This is a genomic window from Pseudomonas paraglycinae, from assembly GCF_021601625.1.
GTDB lineage: Bacteria > Pseudomonadota > Gammaproteobacteria > Pseudomonadales > Pseudomonadaceae > Aquipseudomonas > Aquipseudomonas paraglycinae.
The window spans coordinates 129,440-150,116 of the sequence record NZ_BQHR01000004.1; the positions used below are offsets into that span (position 1 = coordinate 129,440).

The following is a 20,677-nucleotide window of genomic DNA, read 5'->3' on the forward strand; positions in this document are numbered from 1 at the left end:
CTTATTCGTCGCCGGGCGCCAGCAACAGATTCGGCGCCAGCCGCTGATAACCGTCCTGAGCCAGGCGCATGTCGAGCAGCAGACTGGCCAGGTCCGCCGACAGCGCCTCGCCCTCCCCGTCGTTTTCCAGATACAGCAACTTCAAATAGCTGTTGCAGCCCGGACAGACCTCGGCGCGCAACGGCGCCTGATTGGCAGCGTGGCGGTCATCTTCGAGGCTCAGGTATTCAAGCCCTTTGCTCTGCTCGCAATACACGCACTTGACCCGCACCACATGCCATTCGCAGGCGCACAGCGAACACACCAGATAACGCAGGCCGTTGTGCTTGCCGCGATGGCGGATCACCCCGGCCATGGCCGGCGAGCCGCAGGCCGGGCACTGACTGAGGCTGTCGCCGGGCGTCAGTTGCAGGTTCTGTGCGCTGAGCAGCCAATGACTCCACGCCGCTTGCAACGCCGCCCCGAGAAACGGCACCAGCGCCGCCGGCACCAGCGAATACTGGCCGCTGACCAGCGCCACGGCCCAGGCGCGCAACTGACCGGGGCTGGCGATGCGCAGTTTGGTAACGGCCTCGACCACCGCCGGTTGCTCGGGGGCGACATAGCGCTTGAGCAAGGCTTCGAGATAAAGCTGCCAGGTGTCCTCGCGAATCAGGGTGTCGGCGGCGAACGGCGGCATGCCGTGTTGCCGGCAGACCTCCAGCCGCTGTTGATCAAGCGGCGCGGTAGAGGGCGGATCATCGAGGATTTGCTGCTGGACACGGCACAAACCGGCGATCAAATGCAGGTAATCGGCCAGCGGATGACCTTCGGCCAAGCGCTCAAGGCGCTGGGCCCGCAACGTGAACAGGTTGTGCGGCGGCAGGTGCAGAAACGGCGGCGAACTGGCCGCCGCTTCGATTTCTCCGGGTTCGAGGATGGTTGGCAACTGTCAGCCCTTTTTCGTGATCGGTCGCTCTGGCGGATCTTTGCTGTCCACCTCGCGATACCAGAGTGCATGGTGTTTCCTGGCCCAGGCGCGGCTGACCCAGCCGTGCATCATTGCGTCCACCGAGCCCTTGATCCAGATCCCGGCGTAGATGTGAACGATGATGCTCAGGATCAGCACAAATCCCGCCAGAGCGTGTAGCAACATCGCCCAGCGAATCGTGGTGATGCCGAAGTAATGACTGAAATACGCGCGCCAGATCACCAATCCCGTGAACAACAATCCGAGCATGCACAGCAGTAAAGTCCAGAACAGCAGCTTTTGCCCGGCGTTGTATTTGCCCACCGCCGGCACGGTCTCCTCGTCGTTGACCAGCACCCGGTCGATGCGTCGCAGCCATTTCCAGTCGTTGTCGATAAAGAAGTTCGAGCGCCAGAAGCGAAATACCAGGCCGAGGAAGAACACGAACATCAGCACGCCCATGAACGGGTGCAGGATCCGCGTCCACGGCCCGCCGCCGAACAGATTGGTCAGCCAGAACATCGACGGATGAAACAGCGCCAGCCCCGACAGCCCGGCCATGAAGAACAGGATCGCCACCAGCCAGTGATTGGTGCGTTGGTTGGCGGTGTAGCGCAGGATCGTCTTGTTGCTCATGGCCGGCCCTCCCCGCGTGGGTCGAAGGTGTGCACCGCCGGGTCGACGACGTGCACCGAGGTGTCGGGCGGTTCGGGATGTTCATCTTCCTCGACCCGGTTCGGGCCGATCCGCACGTAATGGAAGAACCCGGCCAGCACCGCCGCGCCCATGGCCAGCAACGCCAGCGGTTTGCTGATGCCTTTCCACAAGCCGACCAGCGGACTTATCTCGGGGTTGTCCGGCAGACCGGCGTAGATTTTTGGGGTGTCCGCATGGTGCAGCACGTACATGACGTGGGTGCCGCCGACGCCTGCCGGGTCGTACAGGCCTGCGTTGTCGAAGCCACGGCTTTTCAGGTCGACGATGCGCTCGGCGGCGTGGGTCTTCATGTCGTCCTTGGTGCCGAACACGATGGCCCCGGTCGGGCAGGTTTTCACGCAGGCCGGTTCCAGCCCCACCGCCACCCGGTCCGAACAGAGCGTGCATTTGTAGGCCTTGTGGTCCTTCTGCGAAATGCGCGGGATGTTGAACGGGCAACCGGTGATGCAATAACCGCAGCCGATGCAGTGGTCCTGGTCGAAATCGACGATGCCGTTGGCGTGCTTGATGATCGCGCCAGGGCTGGGGCACGCCGCCAGGCATCCGGGCTCGGCGCAGTGCATGCAGCCGTCCTTGCGGATCAGCCATTCGAGGTTGCCGGCGTCGGTTTCGTGCTCGGTGAAGCGCATCAGCGTCCATGAATCGGCGCTCAGATCCTGCGGATTGTCGTAGGTGCCGTGGTTGTGGCCGACCTCGTCGCGCAGCTCGTTCCATTCCGAGCATGCGACCTGGCAAGCCTTGCAACCGATGCATTTGGTGGTGTCGATCAGCTTGGCCACCTGTTCCTGGCCGCGTATCGAAGGCGCCGGCGTGGTGGTGGCCGAGCGGGCAATGATGTCTTGGCTGGCCATCTAAAGATTCTCCATCAGAGCTTCTCCACGTTGACCAGGAATGACTTGGATTCCGGGGTCTGTGTATTGCCATCGCCGAGGAACGGCACCAGGGTGTTGGTCAGGTAACCGTGGCGCGTCAGGCCGGTGAAACCCCAGTGCAGCGGAATGCCGATCTGGTGCACCACCTGGTTGTTGACCTGCAACGGCCGGATCCTTTTGGTCACCACCGCCACCGCTTCAATGAACCCGCGCTTGCAGCTGACCCGCACCCGGTCGCCGGCAGCGATGCCCTTCTCCTTGGCCAGCACTTCGCCGATTTCCACGAACTGCTCGGGCTGGGCGATCGCGTTCAACTTGCAGTGCTTGCTCCAGAAGTGGAAATGCTCGGTCAGCCGGTAGCTGGTGGCGGCGTACGGGTAATCCTTGGCGACGCCGAGGCTGTCCCACACCGAATCGAAGATCCGCGCCGCCGGGTTGCTGGTGGCTTTCTTGTTGTCCGGGTGCAGCGGGTTGATGCCGATCGGCGTTTCGAACGGCTCGTAGTGCTCGGGGAATGGCCCTTCGTTCATCTTGTCGACGGCGAAGAACCGCGCCACGCCTTCGGGGTTCATGATGAACGGGTTCATCCCGGCTTCCGGCGGCACGTCGGCCTTGTAGTCCGGCACGTCGGTGCCGCTCCAGGCCTTGCCGTTCCACCAGACCAGGCGTTTTTTCGGATCCCAGGGTTTGCCGGCGACGTCCGCCGAAGCGCGGTTGTACAGAATCCGCCGGTTGGCCGGCCAGGCCCATGCCCAGCCTTGATGCTGATGCATGCCGTAAGGGTCGTTGTTGTCGCGACGGGCCATCTGGTTGCCAGCTTCGGTCCAGCTGCCGCAGAAGATCCAGCAGCCGGACGCGGTGCTGCCGTCATCCCTGAGCTGGGCGAACCCGGCCAGTTGCGCATTGCCCTTGATCGCCGCGCCGGTGGCGTCGGTGAAATCGGTGGTGGCGTAGCCGTTGATCTCTTTGGCGATCTCTTCCGGTGAGGGCTCTTCGGCAATCTTGTACGGCCACGACAGCTTCAACAGCGGATCGGCGAATTTGCCGCCCTCGGCCTGATAACGCTCACGCAGGCGCAGGAACAGCGCACTCATGATCTGCACGTCGGTGCGCGCCTCGCCGGGGCCATCGGCGCCTTTCCAGTGCCATTGCAGCCAGCGGCTGCTGTTGACCAGCGAGCCGTCCTCTTCGGCAAAGCAGGTGGTCGGCAGGCGGATCACTTCGGTCTGGATATCGGCGCTCTTCACATCGTTGAATGGCCCGACATGTTCCCAGAACTGCGAGGTTTCGGTGGCCAGTGGGTCCATCACCACCAGCCATTTGAGCTTGGCCAGTGCCGCCATCACCCGGTTCTTGTCCGGCAACGCGGCAATCGGGTTGAAGCCCTGGCACATGTAGCCGTTGACCTTGCCCTGCCCCATCAGGTCGAACACCTTGAGGATGTCGTAGTTGGGGATGTCGAGTTTCGGCAAGTAGTGGTAGGCCCACTGGTTTTCGGCAGTGGCATTGGCGCCGTACCAGGCTTTCATCAGGCTGACGTGGAACTTGCTGTAGTTCTGCCAGTAGGACAATTGCCCCGGCCGCAACGGTACTTGTGTGCGTTTATGGATGTAGGCCGCGTAATCCTGCTCGGCGTCGGTCGGCAGGGTCAGGTAACCCGGCAGCGCGTTGGACAGCAGGCCAAGGTCTGTCAGGCCCTGAATGTTCGAGTGCCCGCGCAAGGCGTTGACCCCGCCGCCCGGCATGCCGACGTTGCCCAGCAACAGTTGCACCATCGCTGCGCTGCGTATTATCTGCGAGCCGATCGAGTGCTGGGTCCAGCCCAGCGCGTAGAGAATGGTCATGGTCTTGCCCGGTGCCGAGCAAGTAGCGATTTCCTCCCAGATCTTTTTCATCGCATCGACCGGCATGCCGCAGATCTGGCTCGCCAGGTCGATGTTGTAGCGGCTGTAATGCTGCTTCATCAGTTGATAGACGCAGCGCGGGTCCTGCAGGCTCGGGTCGACTTTGACGAAGCCGTCCTCGCCCAGTTCGTAACCCCAGGTGGATTTGTCGGTGTAACTGCGTTTGGCCGCGTCGTAACCGGTGAACAGTCCGTCCTCGAAGCCGAAACCGGCTTTGACGATAAACGACACGTCGGTGTAGTTGCGCACGTATTCGTGCTGGATCTTGTCCTCGGTCAACAGGTAATTGATCAGCCCGCCCATGAACGCGATGTCGCTGCCGGTGCGGATTGGCGCGTAGTAATCGGCTACGGACGCGGTCCGGGTAAACCTCGGATCGACCACAATCAGCCGCGCGGCGTTGTGCGCCTTGGCTTCGGTCACCCATTTGAAGCCGCAAGGGTGGGCTTCTGCTGCGTTGCCACCCATCACCAGGATCAGATTCGCGTTGGCGATATCGGTCCAGGTGTTGGTCATGGCTCCACGGCCGTACGTCGGGGCAAGACTTGCCACCGTCGGGCCGTGTCAGACACGCGCCTGGTTATCGAACCCCAGCATGCCAAGACTGCGAACCACCTTGTGGGTGATGTAGCCCGCTTCGTTGGACGCTGCCGACGCCGCGAGGAAGCCGGTGGTCAGCCAGCGATTGACCGTCTGGCCCTGGGCGTTCTGCTCGACGAAATTGGCGTCGCGGTCGGCCTTCATCAGGTCGGCGACGCGGTCGAGGGCTTCGTCCCAGGTGATCCGGGTCCATTCGCTGCTGCCGGGCTTGCGCACCTGCGGGTACTGCAAGCGGCCGGGGCTGTGAATGAAGTCCAGCAGACCGGCGCCTTTCGGGCACAAAGTGCCGCGGTTGACCGGGTGGTCGGCGTCGCCCTCGATATGGATGATGTTTTGCGCAACGTTCTTCGCGGCATCGCCCTGGCTGTACATGATCAAGCCGCAACCGACCGAGCAATACGGGCAGGTGTTGCGGGTTTCATGGGTGTGGGCAAGCTTGAAGTGGCGCACCTGCTCGGCGAAGGCCTGCGTCGGGGCCATGCCCAACGCGCCCAGGCTAGAGCCTGCAAGGCCGATACCGGCGACCTTGAAGAACTGACGACGGCTGAGATCCATCGTGCACTCCTGATCAGGTGGAACCCGGTACTGGTGCCGGGTTTGTTCTGGACAATCACGGTTGCGGCAGACGAGTGCCGACTTTTTCACTGTAGACAAAGCTCCCGCCGCTTGTGTGAAAACCGACCGTCGGCCATTCATCGGTCACAAGTTCGCGCCCACAGGGGATGGGGGTTTATCATCGCCGGCACGACCCATCTCCGCCTCAGAGACCGCGCATGACTTTCGATTTTGATCAGGTATTCGACCGCCACGACACCGGCAGCACCAAGTGGAGCCGCTATCCGGCCGACGTGTTGCCGATGTGGGTCGCTGACATGGATTTCGCCGCGCCGCCGGTGGTCATCGAGGCGCTGCAACAACGCCTCCTGCACCCGCTGGTCGGCTACAGCGTGGCCCAGGACAATCTGCGCGAGGCCATCGTTGCCGACCTCTGGAACAAGTTCGCCTGGCGGGTAAAACCGCAGGAGCTGATCTTCCTGCCGGGCGTGGAGTCGGGTTTCAACATGGCGCTCAAGGCGCTGGTGCAACCGCAGCAGAACGTTGTGGTGCAAACTCCGAATTACCCGCCGCTGCGCCATGCACCTGGCCATTGGGGCCTGAACAAGGTCGAGCTGGAATTCAACGCCCAGGCCGACGGCACCTACGCCACCCCGCTGGACGCACTGCGTGAATCCCTCAAAGGTGGCGGCGCCCTGCTGCTGAGCAACCCTCACAACCCGATCGGCAAAGTCTTCGGCCGTGAAGAACTGCAAGCGGTAGCGGACATCTGCGTGGCGCAGGACGCCTGGATCATCTCCGACGAGATCCACGCCGAGCTGTGCTACGACGGTCGCGTCCACATTCCGACCGCGTCCCTGAGCCCGGAAATCGCCCGCCGCACCATCACCCTGATGTCGGCGAGCAAGGCCTACAACATCGCCGGCCTCAAGACCTCGTTCATGATCATCCAGGACGCCGCCCTGCGCGAACGCGTCAACCACGCCCGTTGCGGCATGGTCGACAGCGTCAACCCGCTGGGCATGGAAGCCACCCGCGTGGCCTACAGCGAAGCCGGTCCGTGGCTAGAGGCGCTGAAGCAGTATCTGCAAGCCAACCGTGACTGGCTGGTGGACGCCGTGCGCAGCCGTTTGCCCGGCGTGACCATCAATGTGCCGCAAGGCACGTATCTGGCCTGGCTCGATTGCTCGGCGCTGGATCTGGACGATCCGCAGAAGTTCTTCCTGGAACACGCCCGGGTCGGCCTCAGCCCGGGCCTGGATTTTGGCGACCACAGCCAGCAGTTCGTGCGCCTGAACTTCGGTTGCCCGCGTTCGATGCTCGAAGAAGGCATTGCGCGGATGGAGCGAGCCCTCGAGTCCCGGTAATCAAGTCAGGGCAAACCCGAGCGTCAATCCGATCGAACTCACCGCAGACGGGCCGGGTCAACCGGCCTACCTGTCCTGAGACCCGGAGATTGACGATGACCGACTATCCAAAACCCCCGTTCCCGAAACAGGCGCAGCCGGTTCCCGGCTCCCAGCGCAAGATGGAGCCCTACCCCGATTGCGGCGAGCAAAGCTACACCGGCTCCGGCCGGTTGGCCGGCAAGATCGCCCTGATCACCGGTGCCGACAGTGGCATCGGCCGTGCGGTGGCCATTGCCTTCGCCCGCGAAGGTGCCGATGTGGCGGTCGCCTATTTGAATGAACATGAAGATGCCAAGGAAACCGCGCGCTGGGTCGAACAGGCCGGTCGCCAGTGCCTGTTGCTGCCCGGTGACATTGCGCAGAAAGCCCAGTGCCAGGCGTTGGTGGATCAAACCGTCGAGCGCTTCGGCCGCATCGACGTGCTGGTCAACAACGCGGCTTTCCAGATGACCCACGAAACCTTCGAGGAGATTCCCGACGACGAATGGGTGATGACCTTCGACGTCAACATCACCGCGATCTTCCGTCTGTGCCAGGCTGCCATCAAACACATGGGACCTGGCTCCTCCATCATCAACACCAGTTCGATCAACTCGGACATGCCCAAGCCCACCCTGCTCGCCTACGCCACCACCAAAGGCGCCATCGCCAATTTCACCGGTGGTCTGGCGCAAATGCTCGGCCCGAGGGAAATCCGCGTGAATTGCGTGGCACCGGGGCCGATCTGGACGCCGCTGATCGTCTCGACCATGCCGGATGAGGAAGTGCAGAACTTTGGCGGGCAAACGCCACTCGGCCGCCCCGGCCAGCCGGTGGAGGTCGCGCCGATCTATGTGCTGCTGGCGTCTGATGAAGCCAGCTACATCACGGGCCAGCGCTATGGCGTGACCGGCGGCAAACCGATGCTCTGAACCACTTGCCAGAAAAAGTGAACCGCTGGACAAGGCGACCTCTCCATACCTTCATGGCCCGTTCGGGTTGCAAGAGATCAGGAGGTCGTCATGTCTGCGCCTATTATCAAACTCTTCACCCAGCCGAACTTTGCCTGGACTGACATCCGCCGCGAAGAAGAGGCCCACCCGCGTCATTACCTTGCTCACCTGCTGTTGCTCGCCCTCGTCCCGGCGGTGTGTCTGTTCATCGGCACCACCTATGTCGGCTGGAGCCTGGCGGTGGGTGAAACCGTCAGGCTCAGCAGTGCCAGCGCGTTGCAGCTGAGTGTCCTGCTCTATATCACCATCGTGGTCGGCGTGGCGATCATTGGCGGATTCATTCGCTGGATGTCGCGCACCTTCGATGCGCGGCCGACGCTCAACCAGTGCATCGGTTTCGCGGCATACACCGTCACCCCGTTTTTCATCGCCGGGCTCGCCGGCCTGTATCCCAGCCGCTGGCTGGCGGTGCTGGTACTTGGCGCGGCGTCGATCTATTCGACGTTTCTGCTGTTCGTTGGCCTGCCGACTTTCATGCACGAGCGCAAGGAACAGGGTTTGCTGTATTCGGCCAGCGTCTGGGGTGTCGCGCTGCTGGTGCTGGTGACGTTGTTGGTGTCGATGATTCTGCTCTGGTTTAACGTGCTGACGCCGGAATACCTGCGCACGACTGCGGGTTAGGCCGGTTATGGGGCGGCATCGAACTGACCTTACGGGCCGCGCGTCATGAGCTTCATCATCTGGGTGGCGGTGCTCGGTGCCGTGCTGCTGACCCTGGCGCTGACATCGTCGTACCTGCGCTGGATGCCGGTAACGACCTCGGCTGTTTGCCTGCTGCTGGGTGTGGGCATCGGGCCGGCAGGGCTCGATCTGCTGAAACTGCCGCTGGACGAAGCCTCTTTGTGGATGGAGCACCTGACTGAAGTCGCGGTGCTGTTTTCCCTGTTCGTCTGCGGTTTGAAGTTGCGTTTGCCATTGCGCGACAGACGTTGGCGGATTGCATTCGGTCTGGCGGGTCCGGTGATGGTGCTGACGATCATCGGCGTCTGTCTGTTGCTGCATTTTGGCCTGGATCTGAATTGGGGCCCTTCGCTGTTGATCGGCGCGATTCTGGCTCCGACCGACCCGGTGCTCGCAGCGCTGGTACAGGTCAACGATGCGCGGGACGTCGACAGCGTGCGCTTCGGCCTGTCCGGCGAGGCCGGGCTCAACGACGGCGTTGCATTCCCCTTCGTGATCCTCGGGCTGTTGCTGCTGAACGGTGAAGGGTTTGCCGCCGAGTGGCCCGACTGGGTACTGCGCAGCCTTGTGTGGGCGGTTCCGGCCGGGTTGCTTTGTGGCTACTGGATGGGCCGTGGCATCGGTCGTCTGACCCTCTCGCTGCGCATCCGCAACGATGACAGCACTCTGAGCCCGAATGACTATCTGGCCCTGGCGTTGATTGCGCTGGCCTACGTGGTGGCTGAATCCATCGGTGGCTACGGTTTTCTGTCGGTATTCGCCGCCGGCCTCGGCTTGCGACAGGAGGAAGTCAAATCCACCGGCGCCCATCAACCACCCGCCGAACACATGGTGCAACCGGTTGTCGGTCATCAGAATGTCGAGCCGCAGCAGGCGGTGCACGGCGATACCGAGCGGCTGGAAGACAGCCAGGTGGCCGCCGGCATCATGATGGGCGACATGCTCGCCTTCGGCGGTCTGGTCGAGCGGGCGATGGAAGTGTTTCTGGTTACCCTGCTGGGCGTGGTGCTGGTCAGTCACTGGGACTGGCGGGCGCTGCTGGTCGGCGGCGTGCTGTTCTGTTTCATTCGCCCTGCCTGCGTGGCTTTGATGCCGTGGGGATCGTTATTGGCTGGGCGCCAACGGTTATTGATCGGCTGGTTCGGCATTCGTGGCATCGGCAGTCTGTTCTACCTCTTCTATGCGCTGAACCATGGGCTGGGCGACAGCGTGGGCACGCTGTGTACCGACCTGACCCTGTCGGTGGTGGCGCTGAGCATTCTGCTGCACGGCATCAGCACCCAGCCGATTCTTGCCCGCTACGAGCGGCGTAAAAAACCGGTCAATCCTAAACGAGATGGCCGTTGAACGCGGTGGTGTTTCAGCCTCCCGGGTTGGTCACCTGAATGTAGAAGGCATAAGTGCCGAGCAACATCCAGAATGTTGCAAAGATCCACGGCGTACGAATGGAAAACAGCAGTGACTTGCGATACCCCTTGTGGCTCGACTCCATTTCGCTGAACAGCGGCGATTCGTCATAAGCCAGACCCATCAGGGGTTCGCTGCGCAGCAATTCACTCTGCTTGAAATGCCAATGATCGATGATGTCGTAGGCGGCACGAATCCCCGGCCAGGCATTGAGCGAACTGAGCAGGCCGAGCAAGGCCAGGAACGGTGGCACCACCAGGGTGAACAACTTGCCCCACTCGGGGTTGAGGTTGGCCATGCAGGACGCGAAGGCAATCACCAGAAACGATTGCGCGGCCAGGTACGCATCGGTGCGGTTGGCCAGGATGCTGGTTTCGTACTGGATTTCCCGCCGGTAGAAATCCAGCCGTTCCTTGGGTGAACCGAACATTTTGGCGTTATGTTCGTTGAGGGTCTCTTCGGCGGTCGGTTGGGTCAATATGCGTGGCACGATGGAACGCTCCGAAACAAAGCGTTTTGAGGCGCCACGTCTCGGACAAGTTCAGCCCGATTGTGCCTCCGGTTCACTTTATCGACTGGGCAATGATCTCCACCAGATTCAGTTGATTGAACGGTTTCGACAGCCGCGGCAGCCCTGCTGCAAAACCTTCGAGGCGCTCGGCATAACCGGTCGCGAGGATGATCGGCAGATCCGGCTTGAGCAGGCGCACGGCGTGAGCCAGTTGCGCGCCGCTCATCTGCGGCATGGCCATGTCGGTGATCATCAGGTCGATGACCTCGCCCTGATCGAACAGCTCCAGCGCCTGTGCACCGGAGGCGGCGCTGACCACCCGGTGGCCGAGGTCTTCCAGCAGCAGGACCGTGCTGGTGCGCACCAGACTGTCGTCGTCCACCACCAGCACGCTGAGGCGCGGCACCGTATCGGTGGACACCATCGGACCAAGCGGTTTGGCGACAACACCGTCGACGGCCACCGGCAACCACAGTTCAGCGGTGGTGCCCTGCCCCTTTGTACTTTTCAGAATGAAGCGGCCACCCAGTTGTTCGATGAAACCCTGGACCATCGACAATCCCAGACCGGTGCCCTTGCCCAAGCCCTTGGTGGTGAAAAACGGATCGCTCGCCGACGCCAGGGTGGCGGCGTCCATGCCTTCACCGGTATCGGTGACCCTCAGGCACACGTAGCGCCCAGCTGCCAGGCTTGTGTCGTTCTGTTCGAGCACCACTTCGGGCTCGGCACTGATCGTGACGTTGCCTCCTTCGGGCATGGCATCACGGGCATTGGTCGCCAGATTGAGCACCGCCAGTTCGAGTTGGTTGCTGTCGGCCAGCACCGCTTGCAGGTCTTCGGGAAACTGCGTTTCGATGCGGATCCCCGGCCCCAGTGAACTGCGCAACAGCCCGGTGATGCCCTGCACCAGTTTCGGGATTTCGATCGGTTCGGTCTTGAGCTCCTGACGCCGGGCAAAAGCCAGCATGCGCTGGGTCAGCGACACGCCGCGCAAGGCGCCCTGGGTGGCGTTCTCCAGCAGACGGCTGACTTTCGGGTCATCGCCCAGGCGTTTGCGCACGATTTCCAGGTTGCCGAGGATCACCGTCAGCAGATTGTTGAAGTCGTGGGCGATACCGCCGCTGAGTTGGCCGATAGCCTGCACTTTCTGCGCCTGGAACAGCGCTTCACGGTTTTTTTCCAGGGCCTGTTGCGCCTGGGTAGCCTCGGTGACGTCGCGGGTAATCTTGGCAAAACCGAGCAAAGTGCCGGTGTCGCCGCGAATCGCATCGACCACCACATGGGCCAGAAACCGCGTGCCGTCCTTGCGCAGGCGCCAGCTCTTGTTCTCGAAACGGCCCTCGCGCACCGCAGTTTCCAGGGCGCGCTGGGGTTCACCGGCGTCACGGTCTTCCGGGGTGTAGAACATCGAGAAATGCTTGCCGATGACCTCATCCGGCTTGTAACCCTTGATCCGCTGCGCGCCGGGATTCCAGTTGGTCACCCGGCCTTCGGGGCTGAGCATGTAGATCGCATAGTCGGTGACGCCCTGCACCAGCAGGCGAAACTGCTGTTCGCTCTGCTTGAGGGTTTCTTCGGCCATTTTGCGGTCGGTCAGGTCGCGGGTGATCTTGGCAAACCCGAGCAGTTGCCCGCCCGGGCTGAAAATCGGATCGATCACCACGTGGCACCAGAAATGCGTGCCGTCCTTGCGTACCCGCCAGCCTTCACCCTCGAACCGGCCTTCGCGGATCGCCGTGTCGAGTGCCCGCTGCGGCAAACCGTTGGCACGGTCTTCATCGGTGTAGAACCGGGAAAAGTGTTCGCCGAGGATCTCCGCCTCTTCATATCCCTTGAAGCGCTTGGCGCCGGAGTTCCAGCTGGTAATGATCCCCTCGGGGTCGATCATGTAGATCGCATAATCGACGACCGCATCGATCAGCAAACGAAAGCGCATGTCTTCGATTGCAGCGGACTTCTTGTTCTCGCTCATCAGGCTTGGCTCAAAGCAGGTTTTCAATGACTGGAGTATGCGTCAAACCGGCGGTTTGGAAAGCCGCAAAAGCATACCGGGCCAGGCAAGGGGCAGCAGCTCATCGCTGGACATATCTGATGATCCTTGCGTAAAGCGCATTGAAGAGGAAATCCGGTACCTGCGTCGCGTATTGCGTTGCCTTGGACAAGGCCAGGTGGCACTCCCTGACCATTTCATTACGCTCGTTTTCGCCATTGACCGATTTGCTGAAAATGCGCTCATAGGCCTCGTAACTGTAAGGCGTGGATGTCGAGGTAATGGAAAGCTTGTGCTGGGTGTCCAGGGTGTATGTGCTGTGCGCGCGCAGGATCCGATCCTGCAAGGCACCCAGCCCGCGCTCGTACAGGAAAATCTGCGAGCCGCTGATTTTTCTGGCCGCCGCCTCCAGTGTGTACAGCACCGCAAGCATTACCCAGGCTGGATTTCAGCGCCGACGGTTTGACGAAACGCTCAAGCTCGCCCTTTTCGAGGCTTTTGAAAACACGTTGGACACCGGAAATAAAGGCAAAGGGATAGTTGCAGGCGACCACGTGCACCTCCAGCTGATAGCCGGCGCTGGCGGCGTATTCAGGCAAGGCGGCAAATTCGATGGTGTCGAATGCGCACTCCAGAATGATGTTGAGTTTTTCCCTGAAGGCTCTTGCGAAAATCTTCTGGCACAGATCGCGGACGAAAGTCTCTGTGTGTTCGTAGGCATGCAATACGCCGATTTTGATCATTTCCTCATATTGCGGATGCCTCTCCCGATACTGGGGAAGGTAGAGGCGAACATGGTTTTGATAGCGACCGGAAGGCAGCAGGCTTTTTTCCAGCAGGTAGGTTTTGCCCGAACTTTGCACGCCGGCAGTGACCAGCATCCGGGGTGTGGTCTCGGCCGTTACTGCGGAAAACAGCGTTGGGCTGAGGGTGTCGAAAGCGGCAGTGACCTGCTCTGGCGTGTAGGTGTAGTGGTAGGCAGCGGCGACAGACATGCAGTGATTTCCTTATCTCGTCTTGAGGGATACCGGTGGCCGGTCCTTTGACTAAAGACCGGTTTTCGGACTTCATCAAAGACAAGATATTTACAACGTATGTCACTGTTTTGTATGGGAATTAATCCTACAGTTAACGATGGAAATCACCCTGTTCAAATTCCCCGAAACGTACGTCAACCCGACAGGTTTCCTGCGCATTCACTCCCCTCCAGCGACCACCAGCGCGGCAGCAATTGGCGGATCCGGCTTTCGGCAAAGCGGTCATCGATCAGCATCACCACGCCGCGATCCTGCTGGGTGCGGATCACCCGTCCGGCGGCCTGCACCACTTTCTGCACGCCGGGGAACAGGTAGGTGTAGTCGTAACCGGCGCCGAAGATCGCGGCCATGCGCCGCTTCATCTGTTCATTGACCGGGTTGAGCTGGGCCAGCCCGAGGGTGGCGATGAATGCACCGATCAGCCGTGCGCCGGGCAGATCGATACCTTCACCGAACGCGCCGCCGAGCACGGCAAAACCGACGCCCTGGCTGTGGGCGGTGAATTGATCGAGAAAGTCCTGCCGCGCGCCTTCGGTCATGCCCCGGGATTGCTGCCAGCGGGTGATGTGCGGGTGCCGCTCGGCCAGCAGCTGCGCGACCTGTTGCAGGTAATCGAAACTGCTGAAGAACGCCAGATAGTTGCCCGGGCGTTCGCTGAACTGGCGGGCGATCAGCTCGACAATCGGTTCCAGCGACGCTTGCCGGTGCGTGAAACGCGTGGAAATCCGGCTGACGATCTGCACCTGCAATTGTTCGGCGCTGAACGGTGACTCGACATCGATCCAGACCGTGTCGACAGGGGTGCCAAGCAAATCCGCGTAATAGTGGCGCGGGCTGAGGGTTGCGGAAAACAGCACGCTGCTGCGCGCCGCCGTCAGGCGCGGGCCGATGAACGCCGCCGGCACCACGTTGCGCAGACACAGTTGCGATAGCGGGCGTTTGCGCTCGAGGTCGCGCTTGCTGATGTCGAACAGGTAATGCGCGTCGAACAATTCTGCTACCCGGCCGAATTGCAGCATTTCGAAATAGAAATTCTGCAAGGCGCTGTCGAGCCCTTGCGGGTGATCGTTGAGGTAGTCGCCGATGCTCGCCGTGCAGGATGAGAGCGCCTGCAAGAGTTTTTCCGGCGCCCTGTCGTAGGCCTGATACGGTGCCAACTGGTCATTGTGCAGGGCGTTCCATTCGCGGTTGACCCGCTGCAACGATTTTTTCAAGGCCTCAGGGGCGATTTTGCGCACGCTGCCCAGCGTCGCCTGATCGAGAGTGGCGCTGTACATCTGCCGTCCGCGCTCGACCAGGTTATGCGACTCGTCCACCAGCACTGCAACGTTCCATTGATTGAACTGAGCCAGACCGAACAGCAGTGCGCTGAAATCGAAGTAATAGTTGTAGTCCGCCACCACCACGTCGGCCCAGCGGGCCATTTCCTGGCTCAGGTAGTACGGACACACTGCGTGCTGCGCCGCGACGTCTCGCAGCGCGGCCTGATCCAGCAGACGTAGTTGGCTGGCGGCTTCGCGGGCAGCGGGCAAGCGGTCGTAAAAGCCCTGTGCCAACGGGCAGGATTCGCCGTGGCAAGCCTTGTCCGGGTGTTCGCAGGCCTTGTCCCGGGCGACCATTTCCAACACCCGCAGCGGCAAGGTTTCGCTGTGATCGAACAGCACTTGCGCCGCATCCAGCGCCAGTTTGCGTCCGGGCGTCTTGGCGGTGAGGAAGTAGACCTTGTCCAGTTGCTGCGGCGCCAACGCCTTGAGCATCGGAAACAGGGTGCCGAGGGTCTTGCCGATCCCGGTCGGGGCCTGGGCCATCAGGCAGCGGCCGGTGCTGACGGCCTTGAACACCGATTCGGCGAGGTGACGCTGGCCGGGGCGAAACGCGGCATGGGGGAAACCCAGCTGCTGCGCCGCCCGGTTGCGCGCGTCGCGGTGGGCCATTTCCTGTTCGGCCCACGCCAGGAAAAGACCGCATTGTTGTTCGAAGAACTGCCGCAGCGCATCGGCGCTGAACGCTTCGACCAGACAGGTTTCCTTTTCCGTGACGATGTCGAAGTACACCAGCGCCAGATTGATCTGCTCAAGTTGCAATCGACAGCACATCAACCAGCCGTAGATTTTCGCCTGGGCCCAATGCAGCGAACGGTGATTGGCCGGTTGCTTGCTCAAATCGCCGCGGTAGGTTTTGACTTCTTCCAGGCAGTTCTGCGTCGGGTCGTAGCCGTCCGCCCGGCCATTGACCTTCAATGGCCCGAATGCGCCCTCCAGCGCCACTTCGCTCTGGTAGGCGTCATTGCGCCGGGACGCCACGGTGCGATGCCCGGCAATCCCCTCCAGCGCGGTCGGTGACGGGGTGAAGCGCAGGTCGAGGTCACCGGTTTTCGCGGTGAATTCGCATAACGCCCGCACCGCGATGCTGTAGCTCAAGCGCCCTGCTCCGCCCATTGCACGTAACACACGGCGACCGGCATCCGGTGCGTGTTGCAGAACTCCAGCCAGCGCAATTGGTTGTCCTGCAAGCGATCGCCCGGGCCTTTGACTTCGATCATCCGGTAGGTCTTGTGCTGTGGCCAGAACTGGATCAGATCGGGCATGCCGGCGCGATTGGCCTTGATGTCCAGCAGCAGACGGCTGAACCAGTGCTTGAGGTGTTCGGCCGGCAGACAGGCCAGCGCCTGCTCCAGCAAATCTTCATTGAGCGCGCCCCAGAACACGAACGGCGACTGCACGCCCCATTTGGCGGCGAACCGCGCGCGGATGGTGTCGGCATAGCGGCCATCGTCGAGTTGGGCCAGACAGGCCTGAAACAGCTCGGCGCGTCGGGGCTGGAAGTCTTCATTGAGGAGATCCACCGGCCCGCGCTGGAACGGGTGAAAGAACGCGCCCGGCAGCGGCGCGAAGATCGCCGGCCAGCACAGCAGGCCGAACAATGAATTGATCAGGCTGTTTTCCACGTAATGCACCGGGCCCGTTTCTTCGTGCAGGTGCGCCTGAACGTGATATTCCACCGACAATGCCGGATCGATACGCGGCAGGTGCAGATCGAGCCGCTCCACTAGGCCGGGCGCCGTGCGTTTGATCGGTGGCCCGCCGAGCTTGCGCCGCAGGCGCGGCAATATCCGTTGCAAGCCCTGCTGTTCGGTGGCGGTTTCCGGCGCCTGCTCGGCAATGACCGCCAGTTCCAGAGCCAACGCATACTCGGCGCTGCGCTCCAGCACGCGGATCATCCGCAATCGTGCGCCGGGATAGGCGCAGTCGCGATAGATCTTAAGGGCCAGGGCGAATTCGCCGAGGCGCTCGCAGTATTGGCCGATCTGGAACAACAGCTTGCCGCGCCGGCGTTGCAGCCACGGGTTGTCGAAATGCAGCGCCGCGACCTGTTCGACGATCGGCTCCAACGGCTCGCCGGCTTCGAAATACAGCTGGCAGTCGTGCAGAAACAGGCAGGCATCGACGTCGGCACGGCTGCGCAAACCCCGGGAATCGGCGCTGAACTCAACTTTTTCGTAGGTGAAGATGCCGAGGTCGGCGAGCACGAACTCCGACCAGTCCTGATAGAGGTTGCCGAAGAACATCAGGCGAAAACGGTCGCACAGGTCCATCAGCGTCAGGCTGAACAGCCGATCCGCCAGCGTTGGGCACCATTGCCGGAAAATGCGGGGCTCGGGGAATTGTTCGTGCAGCAGCGGCAGCCAGTCGACTTTCTTGCCCCGGGGCTGATCGATGGCCGGGCCAAAGGCTTGCAGGATCTCGGCCTTGAGCAGCACCTCGAACAGATCCGCCATCGACAGCGGCGCCTGTTCATCGAGCCAGCCCTGCTCCAGCAGTGGTTGCGCCGCCTCGGCGATGTCGCCGATTTCCGGATAATTCAGCTTGCCGGCGCGAAAATGCACGCCCTTGCGCATCACCATCCGCACCAGCAACCCCTGGGATCCGCGCGGCAGTGCCTTGAAGTCGCGGATGAAGCCGTGCTCCGCTTCGCTCATGACATCGGCGTAACGAAGCTCAAGCCAATCAAGCACCTGGCGGAAGTTGTTGAGGTAATAGAACGGATCTTCGAGGGAATTGGCAGTCACGGTGATTTCGGGGCCATGGCAAGCGAGTACTGGTTATGCGTACAGATACCAGCCTGCCCCGGCGGGCGCAAACGGAAAAAGATCAGTGGCACCTTCATTGCGGAATTTTTTCAGGTGGCCATCGAACTTTCTCCGGCGTAATGGCACCAACCGCGTTAGAGGCCGACAATGGTCGAAATGAACAGGAATGCTGCTTATGAAAATCAAGACTCTCGGGATCCCGTTGGCTGTTGCGGCCCTGCTGACGCTGGCCGGTTGCTCGACCCCGACGGTGGTCACCCTGCAGAACGGCACCCAGTACCTGACCGAGGACATGCCCGATACCAAAAACGAGGACGGTTTCTACGAGTTCAAGGATATTTCCGGCGCCAAGATCCGCGTGCGTGCCGACGAAGTGGCCACGGTGCGCAAGGAAGACTGACGGTTCCCCCATCAAAAAAAGGCTGCGTTCCTGGTGGAGCGCAGCCTTTTTTGCATTGATCAGCGGGGTAATGCCATGCCCGGGAGGGAACCGTCGCAGTTCAACGCGCGCTCGCCGCGCCGGACCATTTCTTCCTGCAAGCGCTGGCAGCGCTGACGTTCCTGCTGCGCCATGCGGTCGATGCTCAGGTTGCCGGTCATTTCCGGCTCATGGTCTTCGCCGATGCGAACGGTCACGAACGGTTGTTCGGGCTGGATATGAAAGCGGCTTTTCTCTTCGACGGGTTTGACGTCATCACTGTCGGCCGGTTTAGGCAGTTGATCGGTGGTGACGCCATAGCGGCTCAGAATCGAGCTGTGAGGCAGATCGGCCCAGGCATTGGCCGACAGCAGCGCCAGTCCCGCGATACCGATAAACCTCTTGAAACCTTTCACGTGTGAATCTCCTGTACTCGTTGGCGACCCTTACATGACGAACGTTGCCGTCATGGCTTTAGGCCGCATTTCCTGTTGGTGCAGGGATTGGAGTCAGGGAGTGGCTGGTGAGTCACTTTCAATACCGCGTTATCGTTCAATCGCGAGCAGGCTCGCTCCCACAAAAGGCCGGTACTCGGTCAAGAGTGGGAGCGATGTTCGACGTGCTCGCGAAGGCGCCCTTGCGGGCGCCACTAACGTCAGGCAATCACGATCCCGTCGCCACTCAGACTGTTCAACGCAACCCCGACCAGCGTGACCGAATCCGCGCCGAACTTCAGCACCGTATCCTGCCCCACCGCCGTGGCATGGGCGCGGAAGTCGTCGCCCGGCAACACGCCCTGCACGCCGAGGAACAGCAGTTTGTCGTTGGCGGTGTAACCCACCACGCGGTCCTGGCCGAACGCGCCGCTGAACAGGAAGGTATCCGCCCCGCCACCCGACTCCATCAGATCATTGCCGGCGCCGCCGACGAATACGTCGTTGCCCGTCCCGCCGATCAGATGGTCGTTGCCGTCCAGGCCGAGCAGCCAGTCACCGCTGGCCTTGGCCTTGAGGGTGTCGGCGGCGCCGGTGCCCTTCACGCTCGACTCGTACTGGGTGACGTTGTTGCCGACCTTCAGTCCGGTCGCCGTGACGGTGTGGGTGACGTCGTCCTTGAACAGGCCCCAGAGGAAACCTGGCTCCTTGGTGACGATGCTGCCGATGTCGCGGGTGATGCTGATCCCGCCGTTGGCATCGCGGATGTACAGGTTGCCGGCGCCGTCGTTGGCGAAGTCGAAGGTATTGACCGACTTCTGCAACTCCAGGGTGTTGTTGCCCGAGCCACCCAGCAGGATGTTGTAGCCCCCGCCGTCGCGGAACGTGTCGTTGCCGGCGCGGCCTTCCAGATAATCGTTGCCGCTGCCGCCCTGGATCAGGTCGTTGGCGTCGCTGCCGATGATGAAGGTGCTGCCCTTGTGGGTTTCGGCGTTGCGGTTCAGGTCCTGCACCCAGGTGTTGGCCCGCGCCGGATCCGACAGGTTGGCGACGATGATCGTCGAGTCCTTGCTGGTCAGGTCGTAGAACTTCGATTCGATCACCCGGTTCATGCCATCGCCATAAGCGGTCGGCAGGTGCGAGATCCAGGTCGGAATGTTGACGATCGAGAACGGCAGCACGTTCCACGCCGCCGAAGCGTAGTGGTCGTTGAAGCTGACGATGTTGTCGGTCGCCGACTCCTTGGGCGCGTCGTGCACGGCGAGCGAGGCGCCGGTGAAGGTCGAGCCGTCGAGCGCGCGGAACACCGGATCGTTTTCGTAGCCGACGTTGAGCACCTTGTCGGTGCTGCTCTGGGTCGGCGAGGCGTAGGCGATGTAGTTGGAGTCCTGGAAGAACCCGCCCCATTTGCTGGTGCTCAGGTCCGCCATGCTGTTGACCGCCAGCCCGCCGAGGCTGTGGCCGCTGACCAGCACGTCCTTGCCGGTCAGGCCGTTGGCCTTGGCGAACGCCACCACATCGTTCATCAGGTTGCCGAAGGCTTCGCCGACATAGTTCTTGGCGTAATCCTTGGGCCCGAATGCAGCGAGCAAGTCGTTGATCACGTCACCGATGGAATCGCCGATGAGGATTTCCCGTGGGCCGCTGGTGCCGCGAAAGGCGATGCCGATTTCCGTCAGATGGCCCTGAGCGTCGTATTTGCCGAGGATTTCCACCTGAGCGCTGGTGTAGCCGGCTTTTTCGCCGAAGAAGGTGCCGCGGGCATCGGTCTTGCCCTCGTAACCCAGCTGCGAGGCAGTGATCGGGGTCCAGCCGGCTTTTTTCACCGCATCGAGCGCGGCTTTTTCCGAATCGGGGTTCCACGGAATGCCGGGGATCACGCCTTGGGAATCCGTGCCGCCGATCAGAGCGGTCACCAGCGTGGCCGGCAAGCCGAGGCCGAAGCCGTTGTGCTGATAACCGACGGCAAAGCCGTTATCGAGGTTGTGGTAGGAATACAGCGTAATGGCCATGGCGTCGCTGAACAGCGCCTTGGATTCCGCCGTACCGAAGTTCTTGTAGTCATACACACCCATTGCTGTTGCCTCTCTTTTTGTTGGAATTGTTCAGAG

The 20,677-nt window shown here is 61.6% G+C and carries 16 protein-coding genes; 5 read left to right on the plus strand and 11 right to left on the minus strand.

The annotated features are described in order from the left end of the window. Nucleotide 1 precedes the first annotated feature (1 nt). Genes fdhE through fdnG form a run of 4 tightly spaced genes read right to left on the minus strand, consistent with a single transcriptional unit; the run spans nucleotide 2 to nucleotide 5,597 of the window. Entirely contained in the window at nucleotides 2-928 is a 927-nt protein-coding gene (gene fdhE / locus L6D82_RS07400) for a formate dehydrogenase accessory protein FdhE (protein ID WP_236188549.1), read from the minus strand. Between the two features lie 3 nt (nucleotides 929-931). Continuing rightward, on the minus strand, nucleotides 932-1,585 hold the full coding sequence (locus L6D82_RS07405; RefSeq protein ID WP_236188550.1) for a formate dehydrogenase subunit gamma: 654 nt from the start codon (nucleotides 1,583-1,585) through the stop codon (nucleotides 932-934). Then, the gene (gene fdxH / locus L6D82_RS07410; RefSeq protein ID WP_236188551.1) at nucleotides 1,582-2,517 is read right to left on the minus strand and encodes a formate dehydrogenase subunit beta; all 936 of its coding nucleotides are present in this window, start codon (nucleotides 2,515-2,517) and stop codon (nucleotides 1,582-1,584) included. Before fdxH ends, L6D82_RS07405 begins: the two co-directional genes overlap by 4 nt. A gap of 14 nt (nucleotides 2,518-2,531) precedes the next feature. After that, nucleotides 2,532-5,597, minus strand: a complete 3,066-nt coding sequence (fdnG, locus tag L6D82_RS07415; RefSeq protein ID WP_236188552.1) for a formate dehydrogenase-N subunit alpha — start codon at nucleotides 5,595-5,597, stop codon at nucleotides 2,532-2,534. Nucleotides 5,598-5,815: 218 nt separating this feature from the next. Here fdnG and L6D82_RS07420 point away from each other — a divergent pair, with 218 nt between their 5' ends. The 4 genes from L6D82_RS07420 (at nucleotide 5,816) to L6D82_RS07435 (ending at nucleotide 10,026) form a co-directional block, all read left to right on the plus strand. Further along, nucleotides 5,816-6,964 carry a MalY/PatB family protein gene (locus tag L6D82_RS07420; protein WP_236188556.1) on the plus strand — a complete coding sequence of 383 codons (1,149 nt, stop codon included), beginning with the start codon at nucleotides 5,816-5,818 and terminating at the stop codon, nucleotides 6,962-6,964. A gap of 95 nt (nucleotides 6,965-7,059) precedes the next feature. Continuing rightward, nucleotides 7,060-7,917, plus strand: coding sequence for a glucose 1-dehydrogenase (locus L6D82_RS07425; protein WP_102686179.1), 858 nt, complete (start codon nucleotides 7,060-7,062; stop codon nucleotides 7,915-7,917). Nucleotides 7,918-8,007: 90 nt separating this feature from the next. Then, the gene (locus tag L6D82_RS07430) at nucleotides 8,008-8,619 is read left to right on the plus strand and encodes a Yip1 family protein (protein ID WP_085610274.1); all 612 of its coding nucleotides are present in this window, start codon (nucleotides 8,008-8,010) and stop codon (nucleotides 8,617-8,619) included. Nucleotides 8,620-8,664: 45 nt separating this feature from the next. Next, nucleotides 8,665-10,026 (plus strand): cation:proton antiporter, encoded by a 1,362-nt coding sequence (locus L6D82_RS07435; protein WP_102686180.1) that lies wholly within the window; start codon nucleotides 8,665-8,667, stop codon nucleotides 10,024-10,026. A gap of 13 nt (nucleotides 10,027-10,039) precedes the next feature. Here the strand turns inward: L6D82_RS07435 and L6D82_RS07440 are convergent, their stop codons facing one another. The 5 genes from L6D82_RS07440 to L6D82_RS07460 form a co-directional block, all read right to left on the minus strand. Then, nucleotides 10,040-10,576: a hypothetical protein gene (locus L6D82_RS07440; protein WP_102686181.1), complete on the minus strand. Its 537-nt coding sequence runs from the start codon at nucleotides 10,574-10,576 to the stop codon at nucleotides 10,040-10,042. Nucleotides 10,577-10,649: 73 nt separating this feature from the next. Beyond that, nucleotides 10,650-12,569 carry a hybrid sensor histidine kinase/response regulator gene (locus tag L6D82_RS07445; RefSeq protein WP_236188558.1) on the minus strand — a complete coding sequence of 640 codons (1,920 nt, stop codon included), beginning with the start codon at nucleotides 12,567-12,569 and terminating at the stop codon, nucleotides 10,650-10,652. 260 nt (nucleotides 12,570-12,829) lie between these two features. Then, nucleotides 12,830-13,582, minus strand: a complete 753-nt coding sequence (locus L6D82_RS07450; RefSeq protein ID WP_309295555.1) for a zeta toxin family protein — start codon at nucleotides 13,580-13,582, stop codon at nucleotides 12,830-12,832. A 176-nt stretch (nucleotides 13,583-13,758) separates the two neighbouring features. Next, a complete protein-coding gene (locus tag L6D82_RS07455; protein ID WP_236188560.1) occupies nucleotides 13,759-16,044 on the minus strand; it encodes an ATP-dependent DNA helicase in 2,286 nt (761 codons plus the stop codon). Then, nucleotides 16,041-17,693: a VRR-NUC domain-containing protein gene (locus tag L6D82_RS07460; RefSeq protein WP_236188562.1), complete on the minus strand. Its 1,653-nt coding sequence runs from the start codon at nucleotides 17,691-17,693 to the stop codon at nucleotides 16,041-16,043. The genes L6D82_RS07455 and L6D82_RS07460 overlap by 4 nt, the downstream gene beginning before the upstream one ends. Nucleotides 17,694-17,889: 196 nt before the next feature. Here L6D82_RS07460 and L6D82_RS07465 point away from each other — a divergent pair, with 196 nt between their 5' ends. Continuing rightward, complete coding sequence (locus L6D82_RS07465; protein WP_007951417.1) at nucleotides 17,890-18,114, plus strand: YgdI/YgdR family lipoprotein; 225 nt, start codon at nucleotides 17,890-17,892, stop codon at nucleotides 18,112-18,114. Between the two features lie 59 nt (nucleotides 18,115-18,173). On the opposite strand, the gene L6D82_RS07470 is transcribed toward L6D82_RS07465, so the two are convergent. Together L6D82_RS07470 and L6D82_RS07475 are read right to left on the minus strand one after the other, a co-directional pair. Beyond that, nucleotides 18,174-18,548 (minus strand): hypothetical protein, encoded by a 375-nt coding sequence (locus L6D82_RS07470; protein ID WP_085745715.1) that lies wholly within the window; start codon nucleotides 18,546-18,548, stop codon nucleotides 18,174-18,176. A gap of 239 nt (nucleotides 18,549-18,787) precedes the next feature. After that, a complete protein-coding gene (locus L6D82_RS07475) occupies nucleotides 18,788-20,641 on the minus strand; it encodes a polyurethane esterase (RefSeq protein WP_236188564.1) in 1,854 nt (617 codons plus the stop codon). Between the last annotated feature and the right edge of the window lie 36 nt (nucleotides 20,642-20,677).